We start from the raw sequence: 24,701 nt of genomic DNA on the forward strand, positions 1-24,701 counted from the left end.
TAGAGGCGGTGTGGGTCTTGGGGATTGACACCTCCTGCGACGACACGGGGGTGGGCTTGGTGGAAGACGGCCAGGTGCGGGTGAACCTGGTGGCGAGCCAGGTGCGCCTGCACGAGGCCTTTGGCGGCGTGGTGCCGGAGCTTGCGAGCCGCGAGCACCTAAAGGCCCTCCCCCTCCTCGTGGAAAGGGCCCTGGCCGAGGCGGGCCTTAGGCCAAAGGACCTGGACCTCGTGGCCGCCACCCGGGGGCCCGGCCTCATCGGGGCCCTCCTCGTGGGGTACGCCTTCGCCAAGGGGATGGCCTTCGCCCTGGACCGGCCCTTCTACGCCATCCACCACCTGGAGGGCCACATCGCCGCCGCCTGGCCCGAAGGGCTAACCCCCCCCTTCCTCGCCCTGGTGGCCTCGGGGGGGCACACCCACCTCTACGAGGTCCTGGACCTCGGCCGCTACCGCCTCCTCGGGGCCACCCGGGACGACGCCGCCGGGGAGGCCTTTGACAAGGTGGCGAGGCTCTTGGGCCTCGGCTTTCCCGGGGGGCCCGAGGTGGAGCGCCTGGCGGAGGAGGCCGAGGAGGCCATTTCCTTCCCCGTGCCCTTGAGGGGCCAGGAGGGGTACGACTTCAGCTTCTCCGGGCTCAAGACCAAGGCCCTGCAGCTGGTGGAGAAGGGCCTTCCCAAGCCCGCCCTCGCCAAGGGCTTCCAGGAGGCGGCCATCGCCCACCTCGCCGAGGTGGTCCTAAAGGCGGCGAAGGACACGGGCCACCGGGTCCTCCTGGTGGCCGGGGGGGTGGCGGCGAACCGGGCGCTCCAGGAGCGCTTTAAGGAGGCGGGCCTAGAGGTGCATTTCCCGCCCCGGGGCCTTTCCCAGGACAACGGGGCCATGATCGCCCTCGCCGCCTGGCGCCGCCACCAGAGGGGTTTCCCCCCAAGCCCCCTCTCCTTGGGGGCCACGGCCTACTGGCCCTTGGAGGAGGCCTGAGGCCGCCCCGTGCGGGTGGGGGGAAAGGGAAGCGGCCCCTTCGCCTCCCGTGCCGGCCTTGGCCTGCGTGGGGGTGTAAAGGGGTTTCTCATCCCCAAGGGGTACAATCGGCCTTAGGATGTTGGGCCTCATACGGAAGCTTTTTGACAACAACGAGCGCGAGATCGCCCGCTACTACAAGCAGGTGGTGGAGCCGGTGAACCGCCTCGAGGCCGAGGTGGAGAAGCTCCCCGACCTCGCCGCCGCCTACCGGGAGCTCAAGGAGAAGCACGAGAAGGGGGCCTCCCTGGACGAGCTCCTCCCCATGGCCTTCGCCCTCACCCGGGAGTCGGCCAAGCGCTACCTGGGCATGCGCCACTTTGACGTCCAGCTCATCGGCGGGGCCGTCCTCCACGAGGGCAAGATCGCCGAGATGAAGACGGGCGAGGGCAAGACCTTGGTGGCCACCTTGGCCGTGGCCCTAAACGCCCTCACGGGGAAGGGCGTCCACGTGGTCACGGTGAACGACTACCTGGCCCGGCGCGACGCCGAGTGGATGGGGCCCGTCTACCGGGGCCTGGGCCTCTCCGTGGGGGTGATCCAGCACGCCTCCACCCCGGCGGAGCGCCGCAAGGCCTACCTCGCCGACGTCACCTACGTGACCAACTCCGAGCTCGGCTTTGACTACCTGCGGGACAACATGGCCATAAGCCCCGACCAGCTCGTCCTCCGCCACGACCACCCCCTCCACTACGCCATCATTGACGAGGTGGACTCCATCCTCATTGACGAGGCCCGCACCCCCCTCATCATCTCTGGCCCCGCGGAGAAGGCCACCGACCTCTACTACAAGATGGCGGAGATCGCCAAGAAGCTGGAAAGGGGCCTGCCCGCCGAGCCCGGGGTGCGCAAGGAGCCCACGGGGGACTACACCATTGAGGAGAAGAACCGTTCCGTCCACCTCACCCTCCAGGGCATCGCCAAGGCGGAGAAGCTCCTCGGCATTGAGGGCCTCTTCAGCCCGGAGAACATGGAGCTCGCCCACATGCTCATCCAGGCCATCCGGGCGAAGGAGCTCTACCACCGGGACCGGGACTACATCGTCCAGGACGGCCAGGTCATCATCGTGGACGAGTTCACGGGCCGCCTCATGCCGGGCCGCCGCTACGGGGAGGGCCTCCACCAGGCCATTGAGGCCAAGGAGGGGGTCCGGATTGAGCGGGAGAACCAGACCCTGGCCACCATCACCTACCAGAACTTCTTCCGCCTCTACGAGAAGCGGGCGGGGATGACGGGCACCGCCAAGACCGAGGAGAAGGAGTTCCAGGAGATCTACGGGATGGACGTGGTCGTGGTGCCCACCAACCGCCCGGTGATCCGCAAGGACTTCCCCGACGTGGTCTACCGGACGGAAAAGGGGAAGTTCTACGCCGTGGTGGAGGAGATCGCCGAGAAGTACGAGCGGGGCCAGCCCGTCCTCGTGGGCACCATCAGCATTGAGAAGTCCGAACGCCTCTCCCAGATGCTCAAGGAGCCCAGGCTCTATCTCCCCAGGCTGGAGATGCGCCTGGAGCTCTTCAAGAAGGCGAGCCAGAAGCAGCAGGGCCCCGAGTGGGAGAAGCTCAGGAAGCTTCTGGAAAGGCCCGCCCAGCTCAAGGACGAGGACCTCGCCCCCTTTGAGGCCCTCATCCCGCCCAAGGGGAACCTCAGGACGGCCTGGGAGGGCCTGAAGCGGGCGGTGCACACCCTTGCCGTCCTCCGCCAGGGGATCCCCCACCAGGTTCTCAACGCCAAGCACCACGCCAGGGAAGCGGAGATCGTGGCTCAGGCGGGGCGGAGCAAGACGGTCACCATCGCCACCAACATGGCGGGGCGGGGCACGGACATCAAGCTCGGGGGCAACCCCGAGTACCTGGCCGCCGCCCTCCTGGAGAAGGAGGGCTTTGACCGGTACGAGTGGAAGGTGGAGCTCTTCATCAAGAAGATGGTGGCGGGGAAGGAGGAGGAGGCCAGGGCCCTCGCCCAGGAGCTCGGGATCCGGGAGGAGCTTCTGGAAAGGATCCGCGAGATTCGGGAGGAGTGCAAGCGGGACGAGGAGCGGGTCCGGGCCTTGGGCGGGCTTTTCATCATCGGCACCGAGCGGCACGAGTCCCGCCGCATAGACAACCAGCTCCGCGGCCGCGCCGGGCGCCAGGGGGACCCCGGGGGAAGCCGCTTTTATGTCTCCTTTGACGACGACCTCATGCGCCTCTTCGCCTCCGACCGGGTCATCGCCATGCTGGACCGCATGGGCTTTGACGATTCCGAGCCCATAGAGCACCCCATGGTGACCCGCTCCATTGAGCGGGCCCAGAAGCGGGTGGAGGACCGGAACTTCGCCATCAGGAAGCAGCTTCTCCAGTTTGACGACGTCTTAAGCCGCCAGCGGGAGGTGATCTACGCCCAGCGCCGCCTGATCCTCCTCGGCAAGGACGAGGAGGTGAAGGAGGCCGCCATCGGCATGGTGGAGGAGACGGTGGCCTCTCTGGCGGAGAACTTCCTGAACCCCGAGGTCCACCCCGAGGACTGGGACCTCGAGGGCCTCAAGGCCACCCTCCTGGACACCGTGCCCCAGCTTCAGGGCTTCCCCTTTGCGGAGCTTAGGGGCTTGAAGGCCGAGGAGGCGGTGGAGAGGCTCGTGGAGGCCGCCCTCAAGGCCTACGAGGCCCGCGAGGCCGAGCTTTCCCCGCCCCTCATGCGGGCCGTGGAGCGCTTCGTCATCCTCAACGTGGTGGACAACGCCTGGAAGGAGCACCTCCACAACCTGGACGTCCTCCGCCAGGGGATCTTCCTTCGGGGCTACGGCCAGAAGGACCCCTTCCAGGAGTACAAGATTGAGGCCACCCGCCTCTTCAACGAGATGGTGGCCTTCATCAAGAGCGAGGTGGCCAAGTTCCTCTTCCGCCTCAAGGTGGAGGCCGAGCCCGTGCGGCCCGTGCGGGAGGCGCCTTACGTGCCCGTGCCCGAGGCCAAGCCGGAGCCTTCCGAGGTCTTCGGGGTGGAAAGGAAGCGCGCCACCCCTCCGCCCCAGCCGGGCCTCTCCCGGGCGGAGCGCCGGCGGCTCATGCGCCAGGAGAAGAAGCGGAAGAGGTGAGGCCGCCCCATGCTGGCCCGGGCCAGCATGGGGCCCCGGAAAAGCGGCCCAACGGGGCGAAGCCTACTCCTCGAGGGTGGAGAGGTCCCCGGGGTCCTTGCCCAGCTCCTTGGCCTTGAGGAGCCGCCTCAGGATCTTCCCCGAGCGGGTCTTGGGGAGCTTGTCCAGGAAGACCACCTCGCTCGGCGTGGCGATGGGGCCAAGCTCCCGGCGCACGTGCTGGACGAGGGCCTCCTTCAGCTCCTCCGAGGGGGTTTGCCCAAGCCTAAGGACCACGAAGGCCTTGATGGCCTCCCCCTTCAGGGGGTCGGGGACGCCGATGACCGCGGCCTCGGCCACGGCGGGATGGGAGACCAGGGCGCTTTCCACATCGGCGGTGCCGATGCGGTGCCCGGCCACGTTCAAGACGTCGTCCGCCCGGCCCAGGACGCTGAAGTACCCCTCCTCGTCCCGGCTCGCCACGTCCCCGCTGGCGTAGACCCCGCCTGGGATCTCCCGCCAGTACTGGAGGTAGCGCTCGTGGTTCCCCCAGACGGTGCGCATCATGTGGGGGAAGGGCCGCTTGAGGACGAGAAGCCCGCCCTGCCCCGGGGGCACGGGCCTCCCCTCCTCGTCCACCACCGCCGCCTCCACCCCGGGGAGGGCCACCCCGGCGAAGCCGGGCTTGGCGGGGAGGACGAGGGGCGTCCCTATGGTGGGGCCGCCGAGCTCCGTCTGCCACCAGTTGTCCGCCACGAACCCCCGCCTGCCCCCCTCCACCAGGTGCTCGTAGGCCCACTTCATGGCCTCGGGGTTCAAGGGTTCCCCGGCCACGGCCAAAAGGCGCAAGGAGCTAAGGTCGTACTTCCTGGGCCACTCGGGGCCGTACCTCATGAACATGCGCACCGCCGTGGGGGCGGTGAACATCACGTTCACCCGGTACCGCTCCACCGCCTGCCAGAAGGCCCCGGGGTCGGGGTGGTCGGGGGCCCCTTCCCGAAGGACGGAGGTCACCCCTTCCAGGAGGGGGGCGTAGACGATGTAGGAGTGGCCCACGATCCAGCCGATGTCGCTCGTGGCCCAGAAGACGTCCTCGTCCTTCACGTCAAAGAAGGTGCGCAGGTGGTAAGTGGTGCCCACCATGTACCCCCCGTGGACGTGGACCACGCCCTTGGGCTTCCCCGTGGAGCCCGAGGTGTAGAGGATGAAGAGGGGGTGCTCGGCGTCCACCATCTCCGCCCGGGCCTCCGGGGGGCTTTCCCAGAGGAGCTCGTGGAAGTCGTGGTGCCCCTCGGGGAGCTCCGCCTTGTAGGCCCGCTGGAACCAGACCACCTTGAGGGGGAGGTCGCGGATGGCCTCCTCGGCGATGCTCCTGAGGTCCACCCCCTTGCCCCGGCGGTAGCTCACGTCCCCGGCGATGAGGAGCTTGGCCCCGGCGTCCAGGATGCGCTCCCTCAGGGCCGAGACCCCAAGCCCGGCGTAGACCACGCTGTGGATGGCCCCGAGGTAGGCCGTGGCCAGCATGGCCATGACGCCCTCCAGGGTGAGGGGCATGTAGATCACCACCCGGTCCCCCTTTTCCACCCCGAGGCGCCTAAGCCCCGTGGCCAGGCGGCGCACCCGGTCCAAAAGCTCCCCGTAGGTGAGCTTCTCCTCCCGGCCGTCCTCGGCGAGGTAGAGGAGGGCCACCTTGTTCCTTAGGCCCCTTTCCACGTTCCGCTCCAGGGCGTTGTAGACGGCGTTGGTGGTGCCGCCCAGGAACCAGCGGTGCTCGGGGAGGTTCCACTCCAGGACCTTCTCAAAGGGCTTTTCCCAGTAGAACCTCCGGGCCCACGCGCCCCAGAAGCCCTCGGGGTCCTCGAGGCTTTTCCGGTACTCCGCCGCGTAGTCCCGGAGGTTCGCCCTCTCCCTCAAGTCCTCAGGTGCCCAAAGCCGTTCCTGAACCTTAAGGAGCTTTTCCAGCGCCATAGTCCTCCTCCAGTCCCGAGGTGTCCCCCGGGTCTAGGCCGAGAAGTTCCGCCTTAAGGAGCCGCCTCAGGATCTTTCCCGAGCGGGTCCGGGGAAGGCGTTCCCGGAAGAAGACCCTGGGGGGCGGAACAGGGCCCAGGTGCCGCAGGACGTGGGCCTTGAGCTTTTCCGCCAGGAGGGGCTTGAGCTCCTCGGGGAACTCCCGGGCCTGCGGCACCACGAAGACGGCGATCTCCTCCCCCGCCTCCCCCGGCACCCCCACCGCGGCCGCCTCCGCCACCTGGGGGTGGGTGAGGAGGACGGCCTCCACCTCCGCGGGGCCGATCCGGGCCTCGCCCACCTTGATGACCTCCTCGGTGCGGCCCAGGATGCGGAAGTACCCTTCTTCATCCATCTCCGCGAGGTCCCCCGTCCAGTAGAGGCCTCCCCGCCAGGGGGAGTGCCCCCCCCGGAGGTCCACCATGTGGGCGGGCCCCGTGGCGCCGAGGACCAGGTGCCCCTTGGTCCCGGGGGGGAGGGGCCGTCCCTCCTCGTCCACCACCCGGGCCTCCACCCCGGGGAGGGGGAGGCCCACGTAGCCGGGCTTGGCCGGGAGGGCGGGGGGCGTGGCCAAGGCGGGGGCCCCGAGTTCCGTCTGCCACCAGTTGTCCACGGGCCAGGCCAGGTGCTCCCGGGTCCAGCGCCAGATCTCGGGGCTCAGCACCTCGCCCACGCTCGCCGCCAGGCGGAGCCCCGTGGGCCGGGCCTCCCCATGGCGCCTCAGGGTCCGGAGCACCGCAGGGGAGGTGAGGAGGACGTCCACCCCGAGGTGGGCCAGGCGCTCGTAAAAGGCCCCGGGGCTCGGATGGTCGGGCCGGTCCTCCACGAGGAGGGAGGTGCCGCCAAGAAGCAAGGGGGCGTAGAGGCCGAAGGAGTGGCCCACGATCCAGAAGAGGTCGGCGGTGGTGTGGAAGACCTCCCCCGGTTTCAGGTCAAAGACGTGCCGGAGGGCCCAGGCGACCCCCACCATGTACCCCCCGTGGCCGTGGACCACGCCCTTGGGCTTTCCCGTGGAGCCCGAGGTGGGAAGGAGGAAGAGGGGATGGGCTGCGGGCACGGGCTCGGGCTCGGCGGGCCGGGCCTCGTAAAGCCGCTCCAGAAACTCGGGGCTTCCCCGGACGTGCCAGAGGACCTTAAGGTCCAGGCCTTGGATTGCGGCCTCCACCACCTCCCGCACCCGCACGGGCTGGCCCCGGTAGAAGTAGGCGTCCGCCGCCACGAGGAGCCGGGGCCTCAGGTCCTCGAGGCGCCGCCTCAGGGCCTCCGGGCCCAGGCCCAGGGGCAGGGCCGCGTGCACCGCCCCGATCCGGGCGCAGGCCAAGGCGGTGAGGGCGGCCTCGAGGCCCGTGGGCAGGTAGAGGGCCACCCTGTCCCCCCGCCCCACCCCCAGGGTCCGGAAAAGCCCGGCGAGCCTGCTTGAGAGCTCCCGGACCTCCTTGTAGGTCCACTTCCCAAGCCGCCCTTCCCCGTCCAGGGTGAGGAGGGCGAGTTGCTGGGCCTTTTCCGGGAGGTGCCGGTCCAGGGCGTTTAGGGCCACGTTGGTGAGGCCGCCCGCGAACCAGGTCCGGTCCTCCCGGCGGAAGACCGCCTTCCAGGGCCTCTCCCAGGCGAAATCCCGGGCGAAGCCTTCCCAGAAGGCCTCGGGGTCCTCGAGGCTCGCCCGGTGGGCGGCCCGGGGGTCGGGCAGGTTGGCGGCGCGGCGGAGGGCCTCGGGGGGGTCTATCCGCTCCACCCTTCCCGGCTCGGGGAGGGCGGGCGGGGGGGTGGGGGCCTCCTCCTCGGGCAGGACCTGGGCGGAGACCCGGGCCACCTCGGCCAGGGCCCGGGCCAGGCGGCCGAAGGCGAAGGGGAAGCGGCGCGAGGGCACCTTGACCCCCAGGGCCCCGAGGAGGCGCCCCTCCGGGCTCAGGAGGGGGACGGCCACCCCGGAGACCCCGAGGGCGTACTCCTCCATCTCCACCGCAAGCCCCGAGGCCCGGACGCGCTTCAGCTCCTCCTCCAGGGCCAGGGGGTCGGTGAGGGTGTAGGGGGTCTTGGGGGTGAGGGGGGGCAGGGGGAAGTCCCCGAAGGCGAGGAGCACCTTCCCCAGGGCCAGGGCGTGCCACTCCGGGGGCAGGGCCTCCCCCAGGGGGTGGAGCTGGCCCTGCCGCCCCCGGGTCTTGAGCCGCACCCCCTGGGGGGTGAGGAGGGCGAGGTAGCACCGCTCCCGGGTGCGCAGGTAGAGTTCCTCCAAGGCCTCCTCCAAGGGCGTGGGCTCCAAGGGGACGGGCTTTTGCCGCGCGAGCCGGAAGCCCCCTTCCTCCTTCACCACGAAGCCCTCCTCCATCAGGCTGTGGAGGAGGGCGTAGGCGGAGGAGAGGCTCTTTCCCAGGAGGCGGGCCACCTCCTTCGCCCCCACCCCTTCCGGGTGGTCCGCCAGGTAGGCCAAGAGGCGCAGGGCCTGCTGCACGGTGGAAAGCCCCCGCTTGCGCGCCATGGGTTGAGCTTATCTTCCCACCCCTCCAGGCGCCGGGTCAAGAAACGCCCTCTTTGGGGCATGGCGCAAAAACCCCGCTTTCTTGACCCCGCCTGGTCCCGCGCCTACCCTTCAAGGTAAGGGAGGGAGGCATGGACAGGCTGGAGTCGGTGCTCAAGGAGGAGCGGGTCTTTTACCCCAGCGAGGAGTTCCGCAAGCAGGCCCACATCAAGAGCGAGGAGGAGTACCAGCGCCTTTACGAGGAGAGCGTCCGCGACCCCGAGGGATTCTGGGGACGGGTGGCCTCGGAGCTCCACTGGTTTGAACCCTGGCGGAAGGTCCTGGAAGGGGACCTGCCCCACCCCAAGTGGTTCGTGGGGGGGAGGACCAACCTCTCCTACAACGCCCTGGACCGGCACGTGAAGACCTGGCGGCGCAACAAGGCGGCCATCGTTTGGGAGGGGGAGCCGGGGGAGGAGAGGGTCCTCACCTACCATGACCTCTGGCGCGAGGTGCAGAAGTTCGCCAACGTCCTCAAGCGCCTGGGGGTGAAGAAGGGGGACCGGGTCACCATCTACCTCCCCATGATCCCCGAGGCGGCCATCGCCATGCTCGCCTGCACCCGGATCGGGGCCGTCCACTCCGTGGTCTTCGGCGGCTTCTCCGCCGGGGCGCTCGCGGACCGGATCAAGGACGCCGAGGCCAAGGTCCTCATCACCGCCGACGGGGGCTTCCGCCGGGGCGGGATCGTCCCCCTCAAGCAGAACGCCGACGAGGCCCTAAAGGACGCCACGAGCGTGGAGCACGTGGTGGTGGTGCGTCGCACCGGGGAGGAGGTGCCCTGGACTCCGGGCCGGGACCACTGGTGGCACGAGCTCATGGAGGCCGCCTCCGACCGGTGCGATCCCGAGCCCATGGAGGCGGAGGAGCCCCTCTTCATCCTCTACACCTCGGGCTCCACGGGGAAGCCCAAGGGGGTCTTGCACACCACGGGCGGCTACATGACCTACGTCTACTACACCACCAAGCTCGTCTTTGACCTCAAGGACGAGGACGTCTACTGGTGCACCGCCGACGTGGGCTGGATCACGGGCCACTCCTACGTGGTCTACGGGCCCCTCCTCAACGGGGCCACCACGGTGATGTACGAGGGGGCCCCCAACTGGCCCGAGCCCGACCGCTTCTGGCGGATCGTGGACAAGTACGGGGTGACCGTCTTCTACACCGCCCCCACCGCCATCCGCAGCTTCATGAAGTGGGGCGAGGGCTGGCCGGGCAAGCACCGCCTGGACTCCCTGAGGCTCCTCGGCACCGTGGGGGAGCCCATCAACCCCGAGGCCTGGCTCTGGTACTACCACGTGATCGGCAAGGGCCGCTGCCCCATCGTGGACACTTGGTGGCAGACGGAGACGGGGGGCATCATGATCACCACCCTGCCCGGGGCCCACGCCATGAAGCCGGGGCACGCCGGGAAGCCCTTCTTCGGCGTGGTGCCCGAGATTTTGGACGGCGAGCACCGCCCCGTGGAGAACCCCGACGAGGGAGGCCACCTCTGCATCACCCGCCCCTGGCCCAGCATGCTCCGCACCGTCTGGGGCGACCCGGAGCGCTTCCTAAAGCAGTACTTCAGCCAGCACCCCGGGGTCTACTTCACCGGGGACGGGGCCCGGCGGGACAAGGACGGCTACTACCTGATCCTGGGCCGGGTGGACGACGTCTTGAACGTGGCCGGGCACCGCCTGGGCACCATGGAGATTGAGTCGGCCCTGGTCTCCCACCCCGCGGTGGCCGAGGCGGCGGTGGTGGGGAGGCCCGATCCCGTGAAGGGGGAGGCCATCGTGGCCTTCGTGACCCTGAAGGAGGGGCACACCCCCTCGGACGCCCTCAAGGACGAGCTCAGGGCCCACGTGGCCAAGGTCATCGGCCCCATCGCCCGCCCGGACGAGGTCCGCTTCACCGACGCCCTGCCCAAGACCCGCTCGGGCAAGATCATGCGCCGCCTTCTCCGGCAGATCGCCGCCGGGGAGAAGGAGATCAAGGGGGACACCTCCACCCTCGAGGACCGCTCCGTGGTGGAGCGGCTGAAGGAGGGGGCCTAAGTACCCCACCGCGGCGAAAGCCGCGGTGGGGGCCCCAAAAGGACCTTCCCAAGCCTTATTTCGGGCAACCCGTGTCGCGAAATCAACGTGCAGCCACTTAGTACGGGCACCGCGCCCCGGCGGGGTGGCCTTCACCCCGCCGGGCTCTTGTGCACGTGCACCACCTTCCACCCTTCGGGGAAGCGCACCGCCACCCGGCTCTCGTTCACCGCCCGGTGCCTTAGCCCCCCTTCCTCCTCCACGGTGAGGAGGAGGGTGTAGCTGAAGATGGCCACGTCCCCATAGCGCTGGAGGCGCTTTTCCAGGAGGTCCAGGCGGTAGGGCCGGCCCCTCGTGGCCCAGTTCTTCTCCACCATGAAGCGGTGGAAGGGGAGGCCGTCCAGGCGGTGGGGGGTCACGAACCACTCGTAGAGGGAAAGCTCCTCGTGGGTGGTGGCCTCGTACGTGGCCCAGTCGCCCTCGTAGATGCTCCTCAGGTGCCTCTCCAGGAACTCCCAGAGCTCGGCCTCGCCTTCCATGGCCCTCCTCACCGGGGGGGCTGGTACTCGCCCCACTCCTCCCGCAAGACCCCGCAGACCTCCCCCAGGGTGGCCCGGCGGCGGAAGGCCTCCAGGACGTAGGGGAAGAGGTTCTCCTGGCCTTTTGCCGCCTCCCTTAGCCTTTCCAGACCAATGCGGACGCTTTCCCCGTCCCGCTTGGCCTTGAAGGCGGCGAGCTCCCGCTTGCGCCTCTCGTGAAGCTCGGGGTCAATCCGCTGCACGGGGACGGGCTCGTTCAGGGGGCTATTGGGGTCAAAGAAGCGGTTCACCCCCACGATTACCCTCTTGCCCTCCTCCACTTCCTTCTGGAACTGCCAGGCGGACTCCTCAATGGCCCTCTGGAAGTAGCCCGCCTCCACCGCGGCCACTGCGCCCCCAAGGGCGTCAATCTCCCGCAGGATCGCCTCCGCCTCCCGTTCCAGCTTGTCCGTGAGGTGCTCCACGTAGAAGCTTCCCCCTAGAGGGTCTATGGCCCGGGTGACCCCGCTTTCATAGGCCAGGATCTGCTGGGTGCGGAGGGCGAGGAGGGCGCTTTTTTCCGTGGGCAGGCCCAGGGCCTCGTCGTAGGCGTTGGTGTGGAGGCTCTGCGTCCCCCCGAGGACCGCCGCCAGGGCCTGGTAGGCGGTGCGCACCACGTTGTTCAGGGGCTCCTGGGCCGTGAGGGTGGAGCCCCCGGTCTGGGTGTGGAAGCGGAGCATCCAGCTTTTCGGGTCCTTGGCCCCGAACTCCTCCCGCATGATCCTCGCCCAAAGGCGCCTGGCCGCCCGGAACTTGGCGGCCTCCTCAAAGATGTCCCCGTGGGCGGCGAAGAAGAAGGAAAGCCTGGGAGCGAAGCGGTCCACGTCCAGGCCCCGCTCCAAGGCGGCCCGCACGTAGGCCTTGGCGTCCGCCAGGGTGAAGGCGATCTCCTGGGCGGCGGTGGCCCCCGCCTCGCGGATGTGGTAGCCGGAGATGCTGATGGTGTTCCACTTGGGGACGTGCTCGGCGCAGAACGCAAAGATGTCGGTCACGAGGCGCATGGAGGGGCCGGGGGGGTAGATGTAGGTGCCGCGGGCGAAGTACTCCTTCAGGATGTCGTTCTGCACCGTCCCCGAGACCTTGTCCCAGGGCACCCCCTGGGCCTCGGCCACGAGGAGGTAGAGGGCGAGGAGCATCATGGCCGGGGCGTTGATGGTCATGCTGGTGGAGACCTGGTCCAGGGGGATGCCGTCAAAGAGCCTCTGCATGTCCTCCAGGGTGGCGATGGACACCCCCACCCGCCCCACCTCCCCCACGCTCATGGGGTGGTCGGGGTCCAGGCCGAGCTGGGTGGGGAGGTCAAAGGCCACGGATAACCCCGTCTGGCCCTGGGCGAGGAGGTAGCGGTAGCGGGCGTTGGACTCCTCGGCGGTGGAGAAGCCCGCGTACTGGCGCATGGTCCAGAGCCTTTCCAGGTACATCCGGGGGTAGATCCCCCGGGTGAAGGGGTACTCTCCGGGCCGGCCGAGCTTCTCCCGGTAGCCCTCGGGGAGGGACTCAAAGAGGCCTTCCATGCCTTAGTTTTACCGCAGGAGGCCGAGGAGGAGGGTGAAGAGGAGGAGGGCCCCGAGGACGGCGAGGAGGGGAGGGAGGAGGAGGCTGTAGGCGGCCAGCACCAGGGCCAGGAAGTCCTTCCAGTCGGGCTTGGGTTCGCCCCGCATCCCTCCAAGGCTATACCGGGAAGGCCTTAGGGGACAAGGGCGTGGCTTTCAGGGAGGGAAGCGTTTTGGTACCATCGGGGCATGGGCCTTTCCAAGGGCGCGCGCAAGGTGCTGAAGGTCCTGGCCCGGAGGGGGGCCTCGGAGGTGCTCTGGGCCTTGGGCAAGGGGTCGGCGCGGTTCTCCGACCTCGAGGCCGTCCTCCATCTTTCCCCCCGGACCCTGGCCGAGAGGCTCAGGGAGCTCCACCTCATGGGGTTTGTGGACCGAAGGGCCTACGCGGAGGTGCCGCCTCGGGTAGAATACAGCCTCACGCCTAGGGGCAAGCGGGTCTTGGAGTTTCTGATGGAGCTGGACCGCGTGGTGGAAACCCTGGAGGAGGTACGGTGAAGGCGCGAGCCATCGTGGTGACTTCCGGCAAGGGCGGGGTGGGGAAGACCACCACCACCGCCAACCTCGGCGCCGCCTTGGCCAAGCTTGGGGAAAAGGTGGCCGTGGTGGACGTGGACGTGGGCCTCCGCAACCTGGACGTGGTCATGGGCCTCGAGGGCCGGGTGGTCTTTGACCTCATTGACGTCCTCGAGGGCCGGGCCAGGCTCCGGCAGGCCCTCATCCGGGACAAGCGGGTGGAGAACCTCTTTCTCCTTCCCGCCTCCCAGACGAGGGACAAGGAGGCCCTGGACCCCGAGCGGTTCAAGGAGGTGGTGCGGGCCCTCCTGGAGGAGGAGGGGTTTGACCGGGTGCTCATTGACTCCCCGGCCGGGATAGAGAAGGGCTTCCAGACGGCGGCCGCTCCGGCGGAGGGAGCCTTGGTGGTGGTGAACCCCGAGGTCAGTAGCGTTCGCGACGCCGACCGGATCATCGGCCTCTTGGAGGCCCGGGAGGTGCGGGAGAACTTCCTCGTCATCAACCGCCTGCGCCCCAGGATGGTGGCCCGGGGGGACATGCTCTCCGTGGAGGACGTGGTGGAGATCCTGGGCCTGAGGCCCATCGGCATCATCCCCGAGGACGAGCAGGTGATCGTCTCCACCAACCAGGGAGAGCCCTTGGTCCTGAAGGGGACGGGCCCGGCTGCCCAGGCCTATATGGACACGGCGCGGCGCCTCCGGGGGGAGGAGGTGCCCTTCCGCGCCCTCGAGGACGCCCAGGGGCTTCTCGGGGTGCTGAAGCGCCTCTTTGGGGGTCGGTGATGTGGTGGCGCAGGGGGAGCAAGGAGAAGGCCAAGGAAAGGCTCAAGCTCGTGCTGGCCTACGACCGGGCGCGGCTTTCCCCGGGGATGGTGGAAAGCCTCAAGCGGGACCTCTTGGAGGTCCTCCGCCGCTACTTCCCCGCCCAGGAGGAGGGGCTTTCCGTGGCCCTGGAGGAGCGGGGGGAGAAGATGGTCCTGGTGGCGGACATCCCCTTGCGTTAGCGGGGTAGGCCTTGGCGCCCGCGCGGCCTAACTGGCTGGCCTACGACTGGGGCCTCGTCTTCCTGGTGGCCTCCGTCGTCGCTTTGGGCTTCGTCAACCTGGGGAGCGCCGCCCCCGACCCGGCCCTCCTCTACCGCCAGAGCGTGGCCCTGGGGCTTGGGCTTCTCCTCGCCTTCCTCTTGCAGTTCCTCTCCCGCCGCCGCCTCTTCGGCCTGGCCTATCCCCTTTACGGGGCCTCCCTCCTTCTCCTGGCCTTGGTCCTCGTGGTGGGCCGGGAGATCAACGGGGCCAGGGCCTGGTTCGTGCTGGGGCCCTTGCAGTTCCAGCCCTTGGAGCTCGCCAAGCTCGGCCTCCTCCTCGCCCTGGCCAAGGCCCTCGAGGCCAGGCCCATCGCCCGGGTCTGGGACTACGCCCTCCCCGCCCTCCTCACCCTCCCCGTGGTGGGCCTCCTCCTCCTCCAGCCGGACCTGGGCGGGGCGCTGGTGGTGCTCTTCGGCGCCTTCGTGGTGGTCTTCGTCCGCGGGCTTCCCTGGCGCCACCTCCTCGTGGGCCTGCTCGCCCTGGCCCTTCTCGTGCCCACCGCGGTGTGGCCCAACCTCAAGCCCTACCAGAGGGAACGCGTCCTCATCGTCCTGGACCCTTACCGGGACCCTTTGGGCCAGGGCTTCCAGGTCATCCAGTCCACCATCGCCATCGGCTCGGGGGGGCTTTTCGGCAAGGGCTACGGCCAGGGCACCCAGGCCCAGCTGGGCTTCATCCCCTTCCGGCACACGGACTTCGTCTTCTCCGTGTGGGCCGAGGAGTGGGGGTTCGTGGGCGTCGTGGGGCTTTTGGGGCTTTACGGCCTCCTTCTCGCCCGCCTCTTCGCCCTGGCCCTCGCCTGCCCGAGGCTTTCCGACCGGCTTTTCCTCTCGGGGTTCACGGGGATGCTGGGCTTCCAGGTGGTGGTGAACCTGGGGGTGGCCCTGGGGGTGATGCCCGTCACCGGCCTTACCCTCCCCCTCTTCTCCTACGGCGGCTCCAGCCTCATCGCCACCCTGGCGGGCTTTGGCCTCGCCCTCCTCGTGCACCGGGACCGCTACCGGGACTGAGCTTTCTCGGGGCGCCGGGCCTGGGGTTGCCCCCCGGGGCAGCACGCCCTAAACTGGGCGCCGTGGCCGAGGTGCTGGTGCGGCTCCAGGGGGTGCGGAAGCGCTACGGAACCACCGTGGCCCTGGACGGGGTGGACCTCGAGGTCCATAGGGGGGAGTTCTTCAGCCTCCTTGGCCCCTCGGGCTGCGGCAAGACCACCCTTTTGCGGCTCCTCGCCGGGTTTGAGACCCCGGACGCGGGCCGGATAGAGATCGGCGGCCGGGACATGGCCCGGGTCCCTCCCTACGAGCGCCCGGTGAACACCGTCTTCCAGAACTACGCCCTCTTCCCCCACATGACCGTGGAGGCGAACATCGCCTTCGGCCTCAGGATGAAAGGCCTTCCCCCGGAGGCCATCCGGAAGAAGGTGGCCTGGGCGTTGGAGCTCGTGGACCTCCTGGGCCTGGAGAAGCGCTACCCCAGGGAGCTTTCCGGGGGGCAGAAGCAGCGGGTGGCCCTGGCCCGGGCCCTGGTCCTGGAGCCCCAGGTCCTCCTCCTGGACGAGCCCCTCTCCGCCCTGGACGCCAGGCTCCGCCAGGACCTCAGGGTGGAGCTCATGCAGCTCCAGAGGCGGCTTGGCACCACCTTCATCTTCGTCACCCACGACCAGGAGGAGGCCTTGGTCATGTCCGACCGCATCGCCGTGATGCGCTCGGGCCGCATTGAGCAGGTGGGGCTTCCCGACGAGGTCTACGAGCGCCCCAAGACCCGCTTCGTGGCGGCCTTTCTCGGCCGCTCCAACTTCCTCCCCGCAAGGCCCCACCCCTTGGGGGCCGAGACCCCTTTGGGGCCTTTGCGCCTTAGGGCCCCTTTGGCACGGGAGGCCCTTTTGGCGATCCGCCCGGAGAAGATCCGGCTCTACCCGGCCTATGGGGAGGTTCCCGCCCGGGAGAACCTGGTGCGGGCGGTGGTGGAGGAGATCGTCTACACGGGGGCGGAGAACCAGTACTACCTGAGGGCGGGGGAGGTGAGGCTTCTGGCCTATACCCTGAACCAGGACCTGCAGGAGCCTGGGGCCGAGGAGTTCGGGTACGGGGAAGAGGTCCTCTGCTACCTCCCCCCGGAGAACCTGGTGGTGGTCCATGAATGAGGCGGCGACACCCCTACAGCGGCTTTTCCGCATCCTGGTCACCGTGGGCCCGGGGGCCCTTTGGCTTTTCCTCTTCGTCCTCTTGCCCACCTTTCTCGTCCTCCTCGCCTCCTTCATGAGCCGAGGGCCTTACGGGGAGCTTTCCGGCCCCTGGGGTTTCCACAACTACCTCCGGCTCCTCGAGGCCCCCTACCTCAAGGCCTTCGCGCAAAGCCTCTTCCTCGGGGCCCTCACCACCCTGCTCGCCGCCCTCCTGGGCTACCCCCTCGCCTTCTACCTCGCGGGCCACCCCCGGCGGGACCTGCTTCTCCTCCTTCTCCTCCTGCCCTTCTTCACCAACTTCCTCATCCGGGTCTACGCCTGGCTCGTCCTCTTGCAGAAGGAGGGCCTGGCGAACGCCTTCCTCCAGGCCTTTGGCCTCGGGCCCCTCGGCCTCTACCCCTCCTTCTCGGCGGTCCTCCTCGCGAGCCTCTACACCTTCCTGCCCTTCTTCGTCCTCCCCGTCTACGCCAGCGTGGAGCGGATTGACTGGCAGCTTCTGGAGGCGGCCTACGACCTTGGGGCGAGGCCCTTTAGGGCCTTCCTCCACGCCGTCCTTCCCCAGACCTACCCCGGGCTTTTCGCGGGAAGCGTCCTCGTCTTCATCCCCGCCATGGGCACCTTCGTGGTGGCCGACCTCTTGGGGGCGGGGCGGGTGGTCCTCATCGGCAACCTCATCCAGCAGCAGTTCGGCGTCAGTCGGGACTGGGCCTTCGGGGCGGCCTTGAGCGTCTTCCTCATGGCCTTCGTCCTCTTAAGCCTCTACCTCTACGCCCGCCTCCAGGGGGAAAGGGGGCTTGAGGACCTGGTATGAGGCGGCTCCTCTCCTTCCACGCCCTGTTGGTCTACCTCTTCCTCTACCTGCCCATCCTCGTCATCGTGGCCCTCTCCTTCAACGAGAGCCGCAGGGGGGTCCACTTCACCGGCTTCACCCTGGACTGGTACCGGGCCCTCTTCCAGGACCCACGGGTGCTGGAATACTTCCTGAACACCCTGACCGTGGCCTTCGTTTCCACCCTGGTCTCCACGGTCCTCGGCACCCTCCTCGCCCTGGGCCTCGTGCGCTACCGCTTCCCCGGCAAGGGGTTGTTGCGCTACCTCCTCTACGTCCCCGTGGTGGTGCCCGACGTGGTCATGGGGATTTCCCTCCTCCTCCTCTTCGCCTTCTCCCGCGAGCTTTTGGGCTTTCCCCGGCTCTCCCTCCTCACGGTGATCCTGGGGCACATCACCTTCCAGGTGGCCTTCGTGACCCTGGTGGTGCGTTCCCGGCTCCTCCTTCTGGACCCTGCCCTGGAGGAGGCCGCCCGGGACCTGGGGGCAAGGGGGCTCCAGACCTTCCTCCACGTGACCCTCCCCCTGGCCTGGCCGGGGGTGGCGGCGGGGGCCCTCCTCGCCCTCACCCTCTCCCTGGACGACTTCGTGGTCACCTTCTTCACCGCGGGGCCTGGGGCCACCACCCTGCCCCTTTACATCTACTCCAGCGTGAAGCTCGGGGTGAGCCCCAAGGTCCACGCCCTTTCCAGCCTGATCGTGGGGCTCAGCGCCTTCTTCCTCGCCCTGGGGTATGCTCTTAGCCGGAGGAGGTTATGAGGCGGATCGCGGTGTTGCTCCTGCTCGTCGCCGTGGTGCTCCTCGGGTGGCTTTGGCTTCGGCCCAAGACGCCTTCGGGCGCGGGCACCCTTTACCTTCTCAACTGGGCCGACTACATCCCCGAGGAGCTGATCCGGAAGTTTGAGGCGGAGACCGGGGCCAAGGTGGTCCTGGACACCTTTGAGTCCCCCGAGGCCATGCTGGCGAAGCTCAAGGCGGGGGCGGACCAGGAGTTCTCCCTGGTGGTGGCCCCCGACTACTACGTCCTGCAGATGGCCCGGGACGGCCTCATCGCCCCCTTGGACAAGGGGAGGCTGAAGAACCTCGCCAACCTGGACCCTTTCTTCCTGGACCCTTCCTACGACCCCGGCCTGCAGTACTCCGTGCCCTACCTCTGGGGCACCACGGGGATCGCCTACCGGGAGGACCTGGTCACGGGCCCCGTGGACTCCTACGCCGTCTTCTTTGACCCCAAGGCCCAGATGGGGCCCTTCCTTCTCCTGGACGAGATGCGGGAGACCATCGGGGCGGCCCTGAAGTACCTGGGCTACTCCGTGAACGCCACCGACCCCGAGGCCCTGGCGAAGGCCAAGGAGCTCCTCCTCGCCGCCAAGGAGCGCTCCGTGGGCTTCGCCGGGGGCCTCGAGGCCCTGAACCGCATCCTGGCGGGGGACGCCGCTCTAAGCCTCGCCTACTCCGGGGACGTCCTCCAGGCCCGGGGGGAGGACGAGCGCCTCCGCTACACCCTGGCCAAGGAGGGGGGGACGCTCTGGACGGACGCCATGGTGGTGCTGAAGCGGGGCCCGGCCCAGGAGCTGGCCTACCGCTTCATGGACTTCCTCCTGGAGCCGGAAAACGCCGCGGCCTTAGCGGAGTACACCCACTACGCCACCCCCGTGGCCAAGGCCATCCCCCTCCTGCCCGAGGAGATGCGGAACGACCCCGTGGTCTTCCCGCCGGAGGAGGTGCGCTCTAGGCTTGAGTACCTCAAGGATCTGGGCCCCGACATCGTCCTCTACGACCAGATCTGGACCGAGGTTAAGGCCCACTAAACCCAGGGCCGGGGGCCGGGCGTATACTGGGCCCATGAAGAAGGCCCTGGTCCTGGCCCTCCTCCTGGGCCTTTTCGCCCAGGGGCAGGCGGTTCAAGGGGAAGCCCTCTGGAAGCGCCTCTGCGCCCAGTGCCACGGGGAGAGGGCTCAGGGGGCGCGGCCTTACCCGGGCCTCGAGGCGGCGGCCCCCCTCTTTAGGACCCCTGAGGGCCGGCGCTACCTCGTCCTCGTGGTCCTTTACGGGAAGAAGGGGGAGGCGGGCCTCATGCCGGGCTTCCCCCAGCTTGGGGACGAGGAGCTCGCCGCCCTCCTGAACCACCTCATGGCCCTCCTCAAGGTGCGGGCCGAGCCCTTCCGTCCGGAGGACGTCAAAAGAGAGCGGGGCCAGAACCTGGCCCCGGACCGGATCCAAAGGCCCTAGAGGGGGTCTTCCAGCACCGCCCCCTCGTCCGCCTGGCGCACCAGGGCGGCGTAGCGGGCGAAGAGGCCGTGGGTGAAGGCGGGGGGGCGGGGCCGCCAGCGGGCCTTCCGCCTTTCCAGCTCCTCCTCGGGAAGGAGGACCTCGAGGCGGCGGCCTTCCACGTCAATCCGGATGCGGTCGCCCTCTTCCAGGAGGGCGATGGGCCCGCCCACGAAGGCCTCGGGGGCGATGTGGCCGATCATGAGGCCCCGGGTGCCTCCGGAGAAACGCCCGTCCGTGAGGAGGGCCACCTCCGGCCCCAGACCCTCCCCCACGATGGCGCTCGTCACCGAGAGCATCTCAGGCATCCCCGGCGCCCCCTTGGGGCCCACGTAGCGGATGACCACCACGTCCCCGGGCCGGATCTCCCCCTTGAGGACCTTCTCCATGGCCGCCTCCTCGGAGTCAAAGACCCGGGCCGGGCCCTCAAAGTAGGTGCGCTCCGTCCCCGCCAGCTTGAGGACGGCCCCCTTGGGGGCGAGGTTCCCTTTGAGCACCACGAGCCCCCCGTGGGGCTTGAGGGCCTTCTCCACGGGGAAGACCACCTTCTGCCCCTCCGCCTCCCGGTAGGCCCTTTCCACCTCCTCCGCCAGGGTGCGGCCCGTGAGGGTCTTCTCCTCTCCGTAAAGAAGCCCCGCCTCCAAAAGCCGCTTGAAGACGAGGGCCGTGCCCCCGGCCTCGTAGAGCTCCCAGGCGGTGTAGGTGCCCCAGGGGCGGAGGTCGGCGATCACCGGGGTCTTGCGGGAGATCTGGTCAAAGTCGTCCAGGCTGAGCTCCACCCCCGCCTCCTTGGCCAGGGCGAGGAGGTGGAGGACGGCGTTGGTGCTCCCCCCCGTGGCGGCCACGGCGGCGATGGCGTTGAGGAAGCTTTTCCGGGTGAGGAAGTCCTTGGGCTTCCAGTCCTTTTCTATGGCCCAGGCGAGGATCTTCCCCGCCTCCTTGGTGGCCCGCTCCTTCTCGGGATGGACGGCGGGGATGGCGTTGTAGCCCAAGGGGGAGAGGCCCAAGGCCTCGAGGGCCATGGCCATGGTGTTGGCGGTGTACTGGCCGCCGCAGGCCCCGGGGCCGGGGATGGCCCGGCGCTCAATCTCCAAAAGCTCCTCCTCGGAGATCTTCCCCGCGGCCCTTTGCCCCACCGCCTCAAAGACCTCCACGATGGTGAGCTTCCGGCCCCGCCACTCCCCGGGGGCGATGGTCCCCCCGTAGAGGACCATGCCGGGGACGCCGCTACGGATCACCCCCATGGCGGTCCCCGGGATGGTCTTGTCGCAGGCGGAAAGCCCCACCATGCCGTCGTAGAGGTAGCCTTGGGCGATGAGCTCCACGCTGTCGGCGATGACCTCCCGGCTTACGAGGCTCGCCCGCATGCCCGGGGTGCCCATGCTGATCCCGTCGGAGATGGCGGGGGCCCCGAACTCAAAGGGGAAAAGCCCCGCCTCCTTGAGCCCGGCCTTGAGGTAAAGGGCCAGGCTTCGCAGGTGGAAGTTGCAGGGCATCCCGTCGGTGAAGGTGTTCACCACCCCCACGAAGGGCTTTCCGAAGTCCTCGTCCCCCACCCCCACCGCCCGGAGCATGGCGCGGGCGGGGGCCTGCTTGAGTCCCTTCTTGATCTGGTCCGACCTCATGCGTCCCTCCAAGTGGCGATCTTCCCGTGGAAGGCCCTGGCCTTGGGGAGAAGCCGCACCAGGGCCTTGGCGGCCTCCTCCGGGGTGAGGAGGAGGCCCTCCTCTTTGTAACCTCTAAACACCCGGTGAAGGACGGGAGCGGCGCTTCCCTGGGCCTCCCGGGCCTGGCGCTGCATCTCCGTCTCCACCACCCCGGGGCGGTAGACGAAGCAGGCGACCTCTGGGGCCTCGGCGGCGAGCTGCCGGGCCAGGTGCTCCTCCGCCGCCTTGGCCACGGCGTAGGCCCCGATGCCCGGCAGGTTGCTCTCCGCCGCCCCCGAGCCCAGGTACACGGCGAGGCCCTCCCCTTTGCGCCTGAGGACGGGGTAGGCGAAGCGGGCGAGCTGGTAGCCGGCGAGGAGGTTGGCCTCGAGGACCTCCAGGAAGAGTTCCTCCGCGAGCTCAAAGAGGAGGGGCCCCGGGTGGAGGACCCCGGCGTTGTGGATGTAGCCCGCGAAGTTTCCCAAGGCCTCGGCCCTTTCCACCAGGGCCTGGGCCACCTCCGCCTTCCCCGCGCTTCCCGCCACGTGGGCCACCTTGGCCCCCAGGGCCTGGACCTCCTCGGCCACGGCCCTTAAGGGGGCCTCCTTGCGGGCGTTTAACACTAGGTCAAAGCCCGCCTTGGCGAGCTCCAGGGCGAGGGCCTTCCCGATGCCCCGGCTCGCCCCGGTGAGGATCAGGGTCTTTCTCATAGAAGCTCCTCCGCGGGGACCTCCACGCCCCCGAAGGCAAGCCTGGCCCCGGGGCCCAGGGCCTCCACCTCCCGGTAGCCCCCGCCTTCCGGCTTCCGGTGGACGAGGACCCGCTTCCCCTCCAGGTCCACCACCCAGACCTCGGGCACCCCGGCTTGGGCGTAGAGGGGGAGCTTCACCTGGAGGTCGTAGCGGAGGGAGGTTTCCGCCACCTCCACCACGAGGAGGGCGTCCCGTCCCTGGGGCAGACCCTCCTCGTAAAAGTCGGGCCGGGGCTTAAGGAGGGCGAGGTCGGGGTAAAGCTCCGACTCCCCCACCACCAGGGGGCTTTGCACGAAGAGGATGGCCTTTTGGGGCACAAGGGGGCCGAAGAGGGCGGTGAGCTTGGCCACCTTGGCGGCGTGGCGCTTCCCCATGGGGCTCATCTCCACCAGGTCTCCTTCCACGAGCTCCAGCCTCAGGTCCTCCGGGAAGACGCCGGCCTCCACCATGCGGTGGAACTCCTCCAGGGAGATCTTGTGGCGGGTCACGGCAGGACCTCCTTGACCGGCACCTTAAGGCCCAGGACCGAAAGCTCCCCGTCCTCGAGGGCCTCCCTCTCCCCGTAGCCCTCCCCTTGGGGCTTGCGGAAGACGTGCACCCTCTCCCGCACCAGGTCCACCACCCAGACCTCGGGGATCCCGGCTTTGGCGTAGAGGGGGAGCTTCACCTTGAGGTCCTGGTCCAGGCTGGTCTCGGCCACCTCCACCACCAGAAGGGCGTCCCTGGCCTCGGGCACCCTTTCCCGGTAAAAGTCGTCCCGGTAGGCGAGGAGGGCCAGATCCGGTTGGGGTTCGGTGTCGGGAAAAAGGCGCAAGGGGTCCTGGACTTGAAGGAGGGCCTTCTTCGCCTGTTGTAGAGGAAAAAGCGCGTTCATAAGCCGCTTTAAAGCGGCCATGTGCCGCTTGCCCACGGGGCTCAACTCCACCACCTCCCCCTGGAGGAGCTCCACCCGGTCGTCCTCCCCCAGGATCCCCGCCTCGGCCATGCGGTGGAAGTCCTCGGCGCTGAAGCGGTGCCGGATCATACCCCCATGTTAGGCCAGGTGGCGGAGGACCGTGGCCGTGAAGGCCTCCGTGCCCGCGCTTCCCCCGAGGTCTGGGGGCGGGGTCTCCAGGAGGGCCTTGGCCACGGCGTCTTCCACCTTCCGCGCCAGCTCCACCAGGCCGAAGGCGTGTTCCAGCATCATGGCCGCGGAGAGGATGGCGGCCGTGGGGTTGGCGAGGCCCTTGCCGGCGATGTCGGGGGCGGAGCCGTGCACGGGCTCAAAGACCGGGGTGCCCCTTCCCAAGGAGGCGGAGGGGAGGAGGCCTAAAGAGCCTGGGAGGACGCTCGCCAGGTCCGAGAGAATGTCCCCGAAGATGTTCCCCGTGACCACCACGTCAAAGCGGGCCGGGCTTCGCACCAGGTGCATGGCCATGGCGTCCACGTACTGGTGCTCCAGGGCGACATCGGGGTAGCCTTGCCCCACCTCCTCCACGGTCTTGCGCCAGAACTCCCCCACCTCGAGGACGTTCGCCTTGTCCACGCTCACCACGTGCTTCCTGCGCTTCCTCGCCGCCTCAAAGGCCACCTTGGCCACCCGCTCCACCTCGGGCTTGCTGTAGCGCTCCGTGTTCCAGGCCTCGGCCTCCGACATCCCCCGGGGCTCGCCGAAGTAAATCCCCCCGGTGAGCTCCCGGACGATGAGGACGTCCACCCCCCGGGCCACCTCCTCCTTCAGGGGGGAAAGCCTTTCCAGCCCGGGGAAGACCTTGGCCGGGCGGAGGTTGGCGAAGAGGTCCTGGCTTTTCCTTAAGGCCAGAAGCCCCGTCTCCGGGCGGATCTTCCGGGGAAGCCCATCCCACTTGGGCCCGCCCACGCTGCCCAGAAGCACGGCCTCCGCCTCCTCCACGCCCTTTCGCGTGGGCTCGGGGAAGGGCTCGCCGAAGGCGTCTATGGCTGCCCCGCCGAAGGGGAAGACCTCGTAGGCGAGGCCCAGGCCCTCGGCCTCGTCCAGGGCCCTTAGGACCTTCAGGGCGGCCTCGGTGACCTCGGGGCCGATGCCGTCTCCGGGAAGCACCGCCACCTTCATTCCGTCCTCCTGGGGTAGGGGAGTTTCCGGTCAAACTGGTCCAAAAGCTCCCCGGCCTCCAGAAGCTCCCCGATGGGGTCCCAAAGCCCCTCCACCAGGGCCTCCCGGGCTTCTTCCCGGATGAAGAGGGGGGCGGTGCGGTCCCCGAAGCGCACCTCTTTGTTCACCAGGTCAACCTCCACCTCCAGCTCCGGGTTCTCCTCCACCGTTCGGAAGAGGACCCCCAGGTCCTCGGGGGAAAGGCTCACGCAGGGGAGGCCGATGGCGGTGGCGTTCCCGAAGAAGATCTCGGCGAAGCTCTCCCCGATGATGGCCTTAAACCCCGCCCGCTTGATGGCCTGGGGGGCGTGCTCCCGGCTAGAGCCGGAGCCGAAGCCCGACTCCACCAGGAGGATCGTGGCTCCCTGGTAGCGGGGGTCGTTCAGGGGGTGGGGCTTGGGGTTCCCCTTCTCGTCAAAGCGCTCGTCGTAGAAGAGGTACTGGCCCAGGCCCTCAAAGGTGAGGGCCTTCATGAAGCGGGCCGGGATGATCCGGTCCGTGTCAATGTCCTCGCCCCTCAAGGGCACCGCTTTTCCGCGGATCACGGTGAACTTCTCCAGCATGACCTACCTC

23 protein-coding genes are annotated in these 24,701 nt (G+C 68.8%); 12 read left to right on the plus strand and 11 right to left on the minus strand.

Annotated features, from left to right (window positions below; genetic code table 11):
- Positions 1–8 precede the first annotated feature (8 nt).
- Complete coding sequence (gene tsaD, locus TthTMY_RS03585) at positions 9–980, plus strand: tRNA (adenosine(37)-N6)-threonylcarbamoyltransferase complex transferase subunit TsaD (RefSeq protein ID WP_096412528.1); 972 nt, start codon at positions 9–11, stop codon at positions 978–980.
- 118 nt (positions 981–1,098) lie between these two features.
- Positions 1,099–4,092 carry a preprotein translocase subunit SecA gene (secA, locus tag TthTMY_RS03590; RefSeq protein WP_096412531.1) on the plus strand — a complete coding sequence of 998 codons (2,994 nt, stop codon included), beginning with the start codon at positions 1,099–1,101 and terminating at the stop codon, positions 4,090–4,092.
- A gap of 63 nt (positions 4,093–4,155) precedes the next feature.
- On the opposite strand, the gene acs (TthTMY_RS03595) is transcribed toward secA, so the two are convergent.
- On the minus strand, positions 4,156–6,039 hold the full coding sequence (gene acs / locus TthTMY_RS03595; protein ID WP_096412534.1) for an acetate--CoA ligase: 1,884 nt from the start codon (positions 6,037–6,039) through the stop codon (positions 4,156–4,158).
- Positions 6,017–8,554, minus strand: a complete 2,538-nt coding sequence (locus TthTMY_RS03600) for an AMP-binding protein (protein ID WP_223903419.1) — start codon at positions 8,552–8,554, stop codon at positions 6,017–6,019. The genes acs (TthTMY_RS03595) and TthTMY_RS03600 overlap by 23 nt, the downstream gene beginning before the upstream one ends.
- A 131-nt stretch (positions 8,555–8,685) precedes the next feature.
- On the opposite strand from TthTMY_RS03600, the gene acs (TthTMY_RS03605) reads away from it, so the two are divergent.
- Positions 8,686–10,632, plus strand: coding sequence for an acetate--CoA ligase (gene acs, locus TthTMY_RS03605; protein WP_223903420.1), 1,947 nt, complete (start codon positions 8,686–8,688; stop codon positions 10,630–10,632).
- Between the two features lie 131 nt (positions 10,633–10,763).
- Here the strand turns inward: acs (TthTMY_RS03605) and TthTMY_RS03610 are convergent, their stop codons facing one another.
- The 3 genes from TthTMY_RS03610 to TthTMY_RS03620 are packed head-to-tail and all read right to left on the minus strand — an operon-like array spanning position 10,764 to position 12,850.
- Positions 10,764–11,150, minus strand: a complete 387-nt coding sequence (locus TthTMY_RS03610) for a nuclear transport factor 2 family protein (RefSeq protein ID WP_096412537.1) — start codon at positions 11,148–11,150, stop codon at positions 10,764–10,766.
- Positions 11,151–11,158: 8 nt separating this feature from the next.
- Complete coding sequence (locus TthTMY_RS03615) at positions 11,159–12,703, minus strand: acyl-CoA mutase large subunit family protein (protein ID WP_223903421.1); 1,545 nt, start codon at positions 12,701–12,703, stop codon at positions 11,159–11,161.
- A 9-nt stretch (positions 12,704–12,712) separates the two neighbouring features.
- Positions 12,713–12,850, minus strand: a complete 138-nt coding sequence (locus TthTMY_RS03620) for a hypothetical protein (RefSeq protein WP_008631345.1) — start codon at positions 12,848–12,850, stop codon at positions 12,713–12,715.
- Between the two features lie 81 nt (positions 12,851–12,931).
- On the opposite strand from TthTMY_RS03620, the gene TthTMY_RS03625 reads away from it, so the two are divergent.
- The 9 genes from TthTMY_RS03625 (at position 12,932) to TthTMY_RS03665 (ending at position 19,581) form a co-directional block, all read left to right on the plus strand.
- On the plus strand, positions 12,932–13,237 hold the full coding sequence (locus TthTMY_RS03625; RefSeq protein WP_223903422.1) for a winged helix-turn-helix transcriptional regulator: 306 nt from the start codon (positions 12,932–12,934) through the stop codon (positions 13,235–13,237).
- On the plus strand, positions 13,234–14,037 hold the full coding sequence (gene minD, locus TthTMY_RS03630; protein ID WP_096412540.1) for a septum site-determining protein MinD: 804 nt from the start codon (positions 13,234–13,236) through the stop codon (positions 14,035–14,037). Before TthTMY_RS03625 ends, minD begins: the two co-directional genes overlap by 4 nt.
- Positions 14,037–14,258, plus strand: coding sequence for a cell division topological specificity factor MinE (minE, locus tag TthTMY_RS03635; RefSeq protein WP_096412543.1), 222 nt, complete (start codon positions 14,037–14,039; stop codon positions 14,256–14,258). Before minD ends, minE begins: the two co-directional genes overlap by 1 nt.
- 11 nt (positions 14,259–14,269) lie before the next feature.
- Complete coding sequence (gene rodA / locus TthTMY_RS03640) at positions 14,270–15,349, plus strand: rod shape-determining protein RodA (protein WP_223903423.1); 1,080 nt, start codon at positions 14,270–14,272, stop codon at positions 15,347–15,349.
- A 62-nt stretch (positions 15,350–15,411) separates the two neighbouring features.
- The gene (locus tag TthTMY_RS03645) at positions 15,412–16,479 is read left to right on the plus strand and encodes an ABC transporter ATP-binding protein (RefSeq protein ID WP_172844686.1); all 1,068 of its coding nucleotides are present in this window, start codon (positions 15,412–15,414) and stop codon (positions 16,477–16,479) included.
- Positions 16,472–17,332, plus strand: a complete 861-nt coding sequence (locus TthTMY_RS03650; RefSeq protein WP_223903424.1) for an ABC transporter permease — start codon at positions 16,472–16,474, stop codon at positions 17,330–17,332. The genes TthTMY_RS03645 and TthTMY_RS03650 overlap by 8 nt, the downstream gene beginning before the upstream one ends.
- The gene (locus TthTMY_RS03655; protein ID WP_096412545.1) at positions 17,329–18,108 is read left to right on the plus strand and encodes an ABC transporter permease; all 780 of its coding nucleotides are present in this window, start codon (positions 17,329–17,331) and stop codon (positions 18,106–18,108) included. The genes TthTMY_RS03650 and TthTMY_RS03655 overlap by 4 nt, the downstream gene beginning before the upstream one ends.
- Entirely contained in the window at positions 18,105–19,160 is a 1,056-nt protein-coding gene (locus tag TthTMY_RS03660; RefSeq protein WP_223903425.1) for a polyamine ABC transporter substrate-binding protein, read from the plus strand. Before TthTMY_RS03655 ends, TthTMY_RS03660 begins: the two co-directional genes overlap by 4 nt.
- 34 nt (positions 19,161–19,194) lie before the next feature.
- A complete protein-coding gene (locus TthTMY_RS03665; RefSeq protein WP_096412548.1) occupies positions 19,195–19,581 on the plus strand; it encodes a c-type cytochrome in 387 nt (128 codons plus the stop codon).
- On the opposite strand, the gene ilvD is transcribed toward TthTMY_RS03665, so the two are convergent.
- From ilvD to leuD, 6 genes are read right to left on the minus strand one after another with little or no spacing between them, the layout of a single operon-like run.
- On the minus strand, positions 19,578–21,245 hold the full coding sequence (gene ilvD, locus TthTMY_RS03670) for a dihydroxy-acid dehydratase (protein WP_096412551.1): 1,668 nt from the start codon (positions 21,243–21,245) through the stop codon (positions 19,578–19,580). The two genes, TthTMY_RS03665 and ilvD, sit on opposite strands and share 4 nt — an antisense overlap.
- The gene (locus TthTMY_RS03675) at positions 21,242–21,976 is read right to left on the minus strand and encodes an SDR family NAD(P)-dependent oxidoreductase (RefSeq protein WP_096412554.1); all 735 of its coding nucleotides are present in this window, start codon (positions 21,974–21,976) and stop codon (positions 21,242–21,244) included. Before TthTMY_RS03675 ends, ilvD begins: the two co-directional genes overlap by 4 nt.
- On the minus strand, positions 21,973–22,506 hold the full coding sequence (locus TthTMY_RS03680; protein ID WP_096412558.1) for a Uma2 family endonuclease: 534 nt from the start codon (positions 22,504–22,506) through the stop codon (positions 21,973–21,975). Before TthTMY_RS03680 ends, TthTMY_RS03675 begins: the two co-directional genes overlap by 4 nt.
- Positions 22,503–23,042 carry a Uma2 family endonuclease gene (locus TthTMY_RS03685; protein ID WP_096412563.1) on the minus strand — a complete coding sequence of 180 codons (540 nt, stop codon included), beginning with the start codon at positions 23,040–23,042 and terminating at the stop codon, positions 22,503–22,505. Before TthTMY_RS03685 ends, TthTMY_RS03680 begins: the two co-directional genes overlap by 4 nt.
- Before the next feature lie 9 nt (positions 23,043–23,051).
- Positions 23,052–24,089 (minus strand): 3-isopropylmalate dehydrogenase, encoded by a 1,038-nt coding sequence (gene leuB, locus TthTMY_RS03690; RefSeq protein ID WP_096412565.1) that lies wholly within the window; start codon positions 24,087–24,089, stop codon positions 23,052–23,054.
- On the minus strand, positions 24,086–24,691 hold the full coding sequence (gene leuD, locus TthTMY_RS03695) for a 3-isopropylmalate dehydratase small subunit (RefSeq protein ID WP_096412568.1): 606 nt from the start codon (positions 24,689–24,691) through the stop codon (positions 24,086–24,088). Before leuD ends, leuB begins: the two co-directional genes overlap by 4 nt.
- Between the last annotated feature and the right edge of the window lie 10 nt (positions 24,692–24,701).

It is taken from the genome of Thermus thermophilus, from assembly GCF_019974155.1.
GTDB classification, from domain to species: Bacteria; Deinococcota; Deinococci; order Deinococcales; family Thermaceae; genus Thermus; species Thermus thermophilus_C.

What these genes read in the sequence shown, in the direction of transcription:
- leuB (WP_096412565.1), bottom strand. Translation starts at nt 24,089, where the DNA reads ATGAAGGTGGCGGTGCTTCCCGGAGACGGCATCGGCCCCGAGGTCACC.
- minE (WP_096412543.1), top strand. Translation starts at nt 14,037, where the DNA reads ATGTGGTGGCGCAGGGGGAGCAAGGAGAAGGCCAAGGAAAGGCTCAAG.
- TthTMY_RS03600 (WP_223903419.1), bottom strand. Translation starts at nt 8,554, where the DNA reads ATGGCGCGCAAGCGGGGGCTTTCCACCGTGCAGCAGGCCCTGCGCCTC.
- TthTMY_RS03650 (WP_223903424.1), top strand. Translation starts at nt 16,472, where the DNA reads ATGAATGAGGCGGCGACACCCCTACAGCGGCTTTTCCGCATCCTGGTC.
- TthTMY_RS03625 (WP_223903422.1), top strand. Translation starts at nt 12,932, where the DNA reads ATGGGCCTTTCCAAGGGCGCGCGCAAGGTGCTGAAGGTCCTGGCCCGG.
- leuD (WP_096412568.1), bottom strand. Translation starts at nt 24,691, where the DNA reads ATGCTGGAGAAGTTCACCGTGATCCGCGGAAAAGCGGTGCCCTTGAGG.
- TthTMY_RS03660 (WP_223903425.1), top strand. Translation starts at nt 18,105, where the DNA reads ATGAGGCGGATCGCGGTGTTGCTCCTGCTCGTCGCCGTGGTGCTCCTC.
- TthTMY_RS03685 (WP_096412563.1), bottom strand. Translation starts at nt 23,042, where the DNA reads ATGATCCGGCACCGCTTCAGCGCCGAGGACTTCCACCGCATGGCCGAG.
- TthTMY_RS03610 (WP_096412537.1), bottom strand. Translation starts at nt 11,150, where the DNA reads ATGGAAGGCGAGGCCGAGCTCTGGGAGTTCCTGGAGAGGCACCTGAGG.
- TthTMY_RS03675 (WP_096412554.1), bottom strand. Translation starts at nt 21,976, where the DNA reads ATGAGAAAGACCCTGATCCTCACCGGGGCGAGCCGGGGCATCGGGAAG.
- ilvD (WP_096412551.1), bottom strand. Translation starts at nt 21,245, where the DNA reads ATGAGGTCGGACCAGATCAAGAAGGGACTCAAGCAGGCCCCCGCCCGC.
- TthTMY_RS03655 (WP_096412545.1), top strand. Translation starts at nt 17,329, where the DNA reads ATGAGGCGGCTCCTCTCCTTCCACGCCCTGTTGGTCTACCTCTTCCTC.
- acs (WP_223903420.1), top strand. Translation starts at nt 8,686, where the DNA reads ATGGACAGGCTGGAGTCGGTGCTCAAGGAGGAGCGGGTCTTTTACCCC.
- TthTMY_RS03615 (WP_223903421.1), bottom strand. Translation starts at nt 12,703, where the DNA reads ATGGAAGGCCTCTTTGAGTCCCTCCCCGAGGGCTACCGGGAGAAGCTC.
- acs (WP_096412534.1), bottom strand. Translation starts at nt 6,039, where the DNA reads ATGGCGCTGGAAAAGCTCCTTAAGGTTCAGGAACGGCTTTGGGCACCT.
- TthTMY_RS03620 (WP_008631345.1), bottom strand. Translation starts at nt 12,850, where the DNA reads ATGCGGGGCGAACCCAAGCCCGACTGGAAGGACTTCCTGGCCCTGGTG.
- TthTMY_RS03665 (WP_096412548.1), top strand. Translation starts at nt 19,195, where the DNA reads ATGAAGAAGGCCCTGGTCCTGGCCCTCCTCCTGGGCCTTTTCGCCCAG.
- secA (WP_096412531.1), top strand. Translation starts at nt 1,099, where the DNA reads ATGTTGGGCCTCATACGGAAGCTTTTTGACAACAACGAGCGCGAGATC.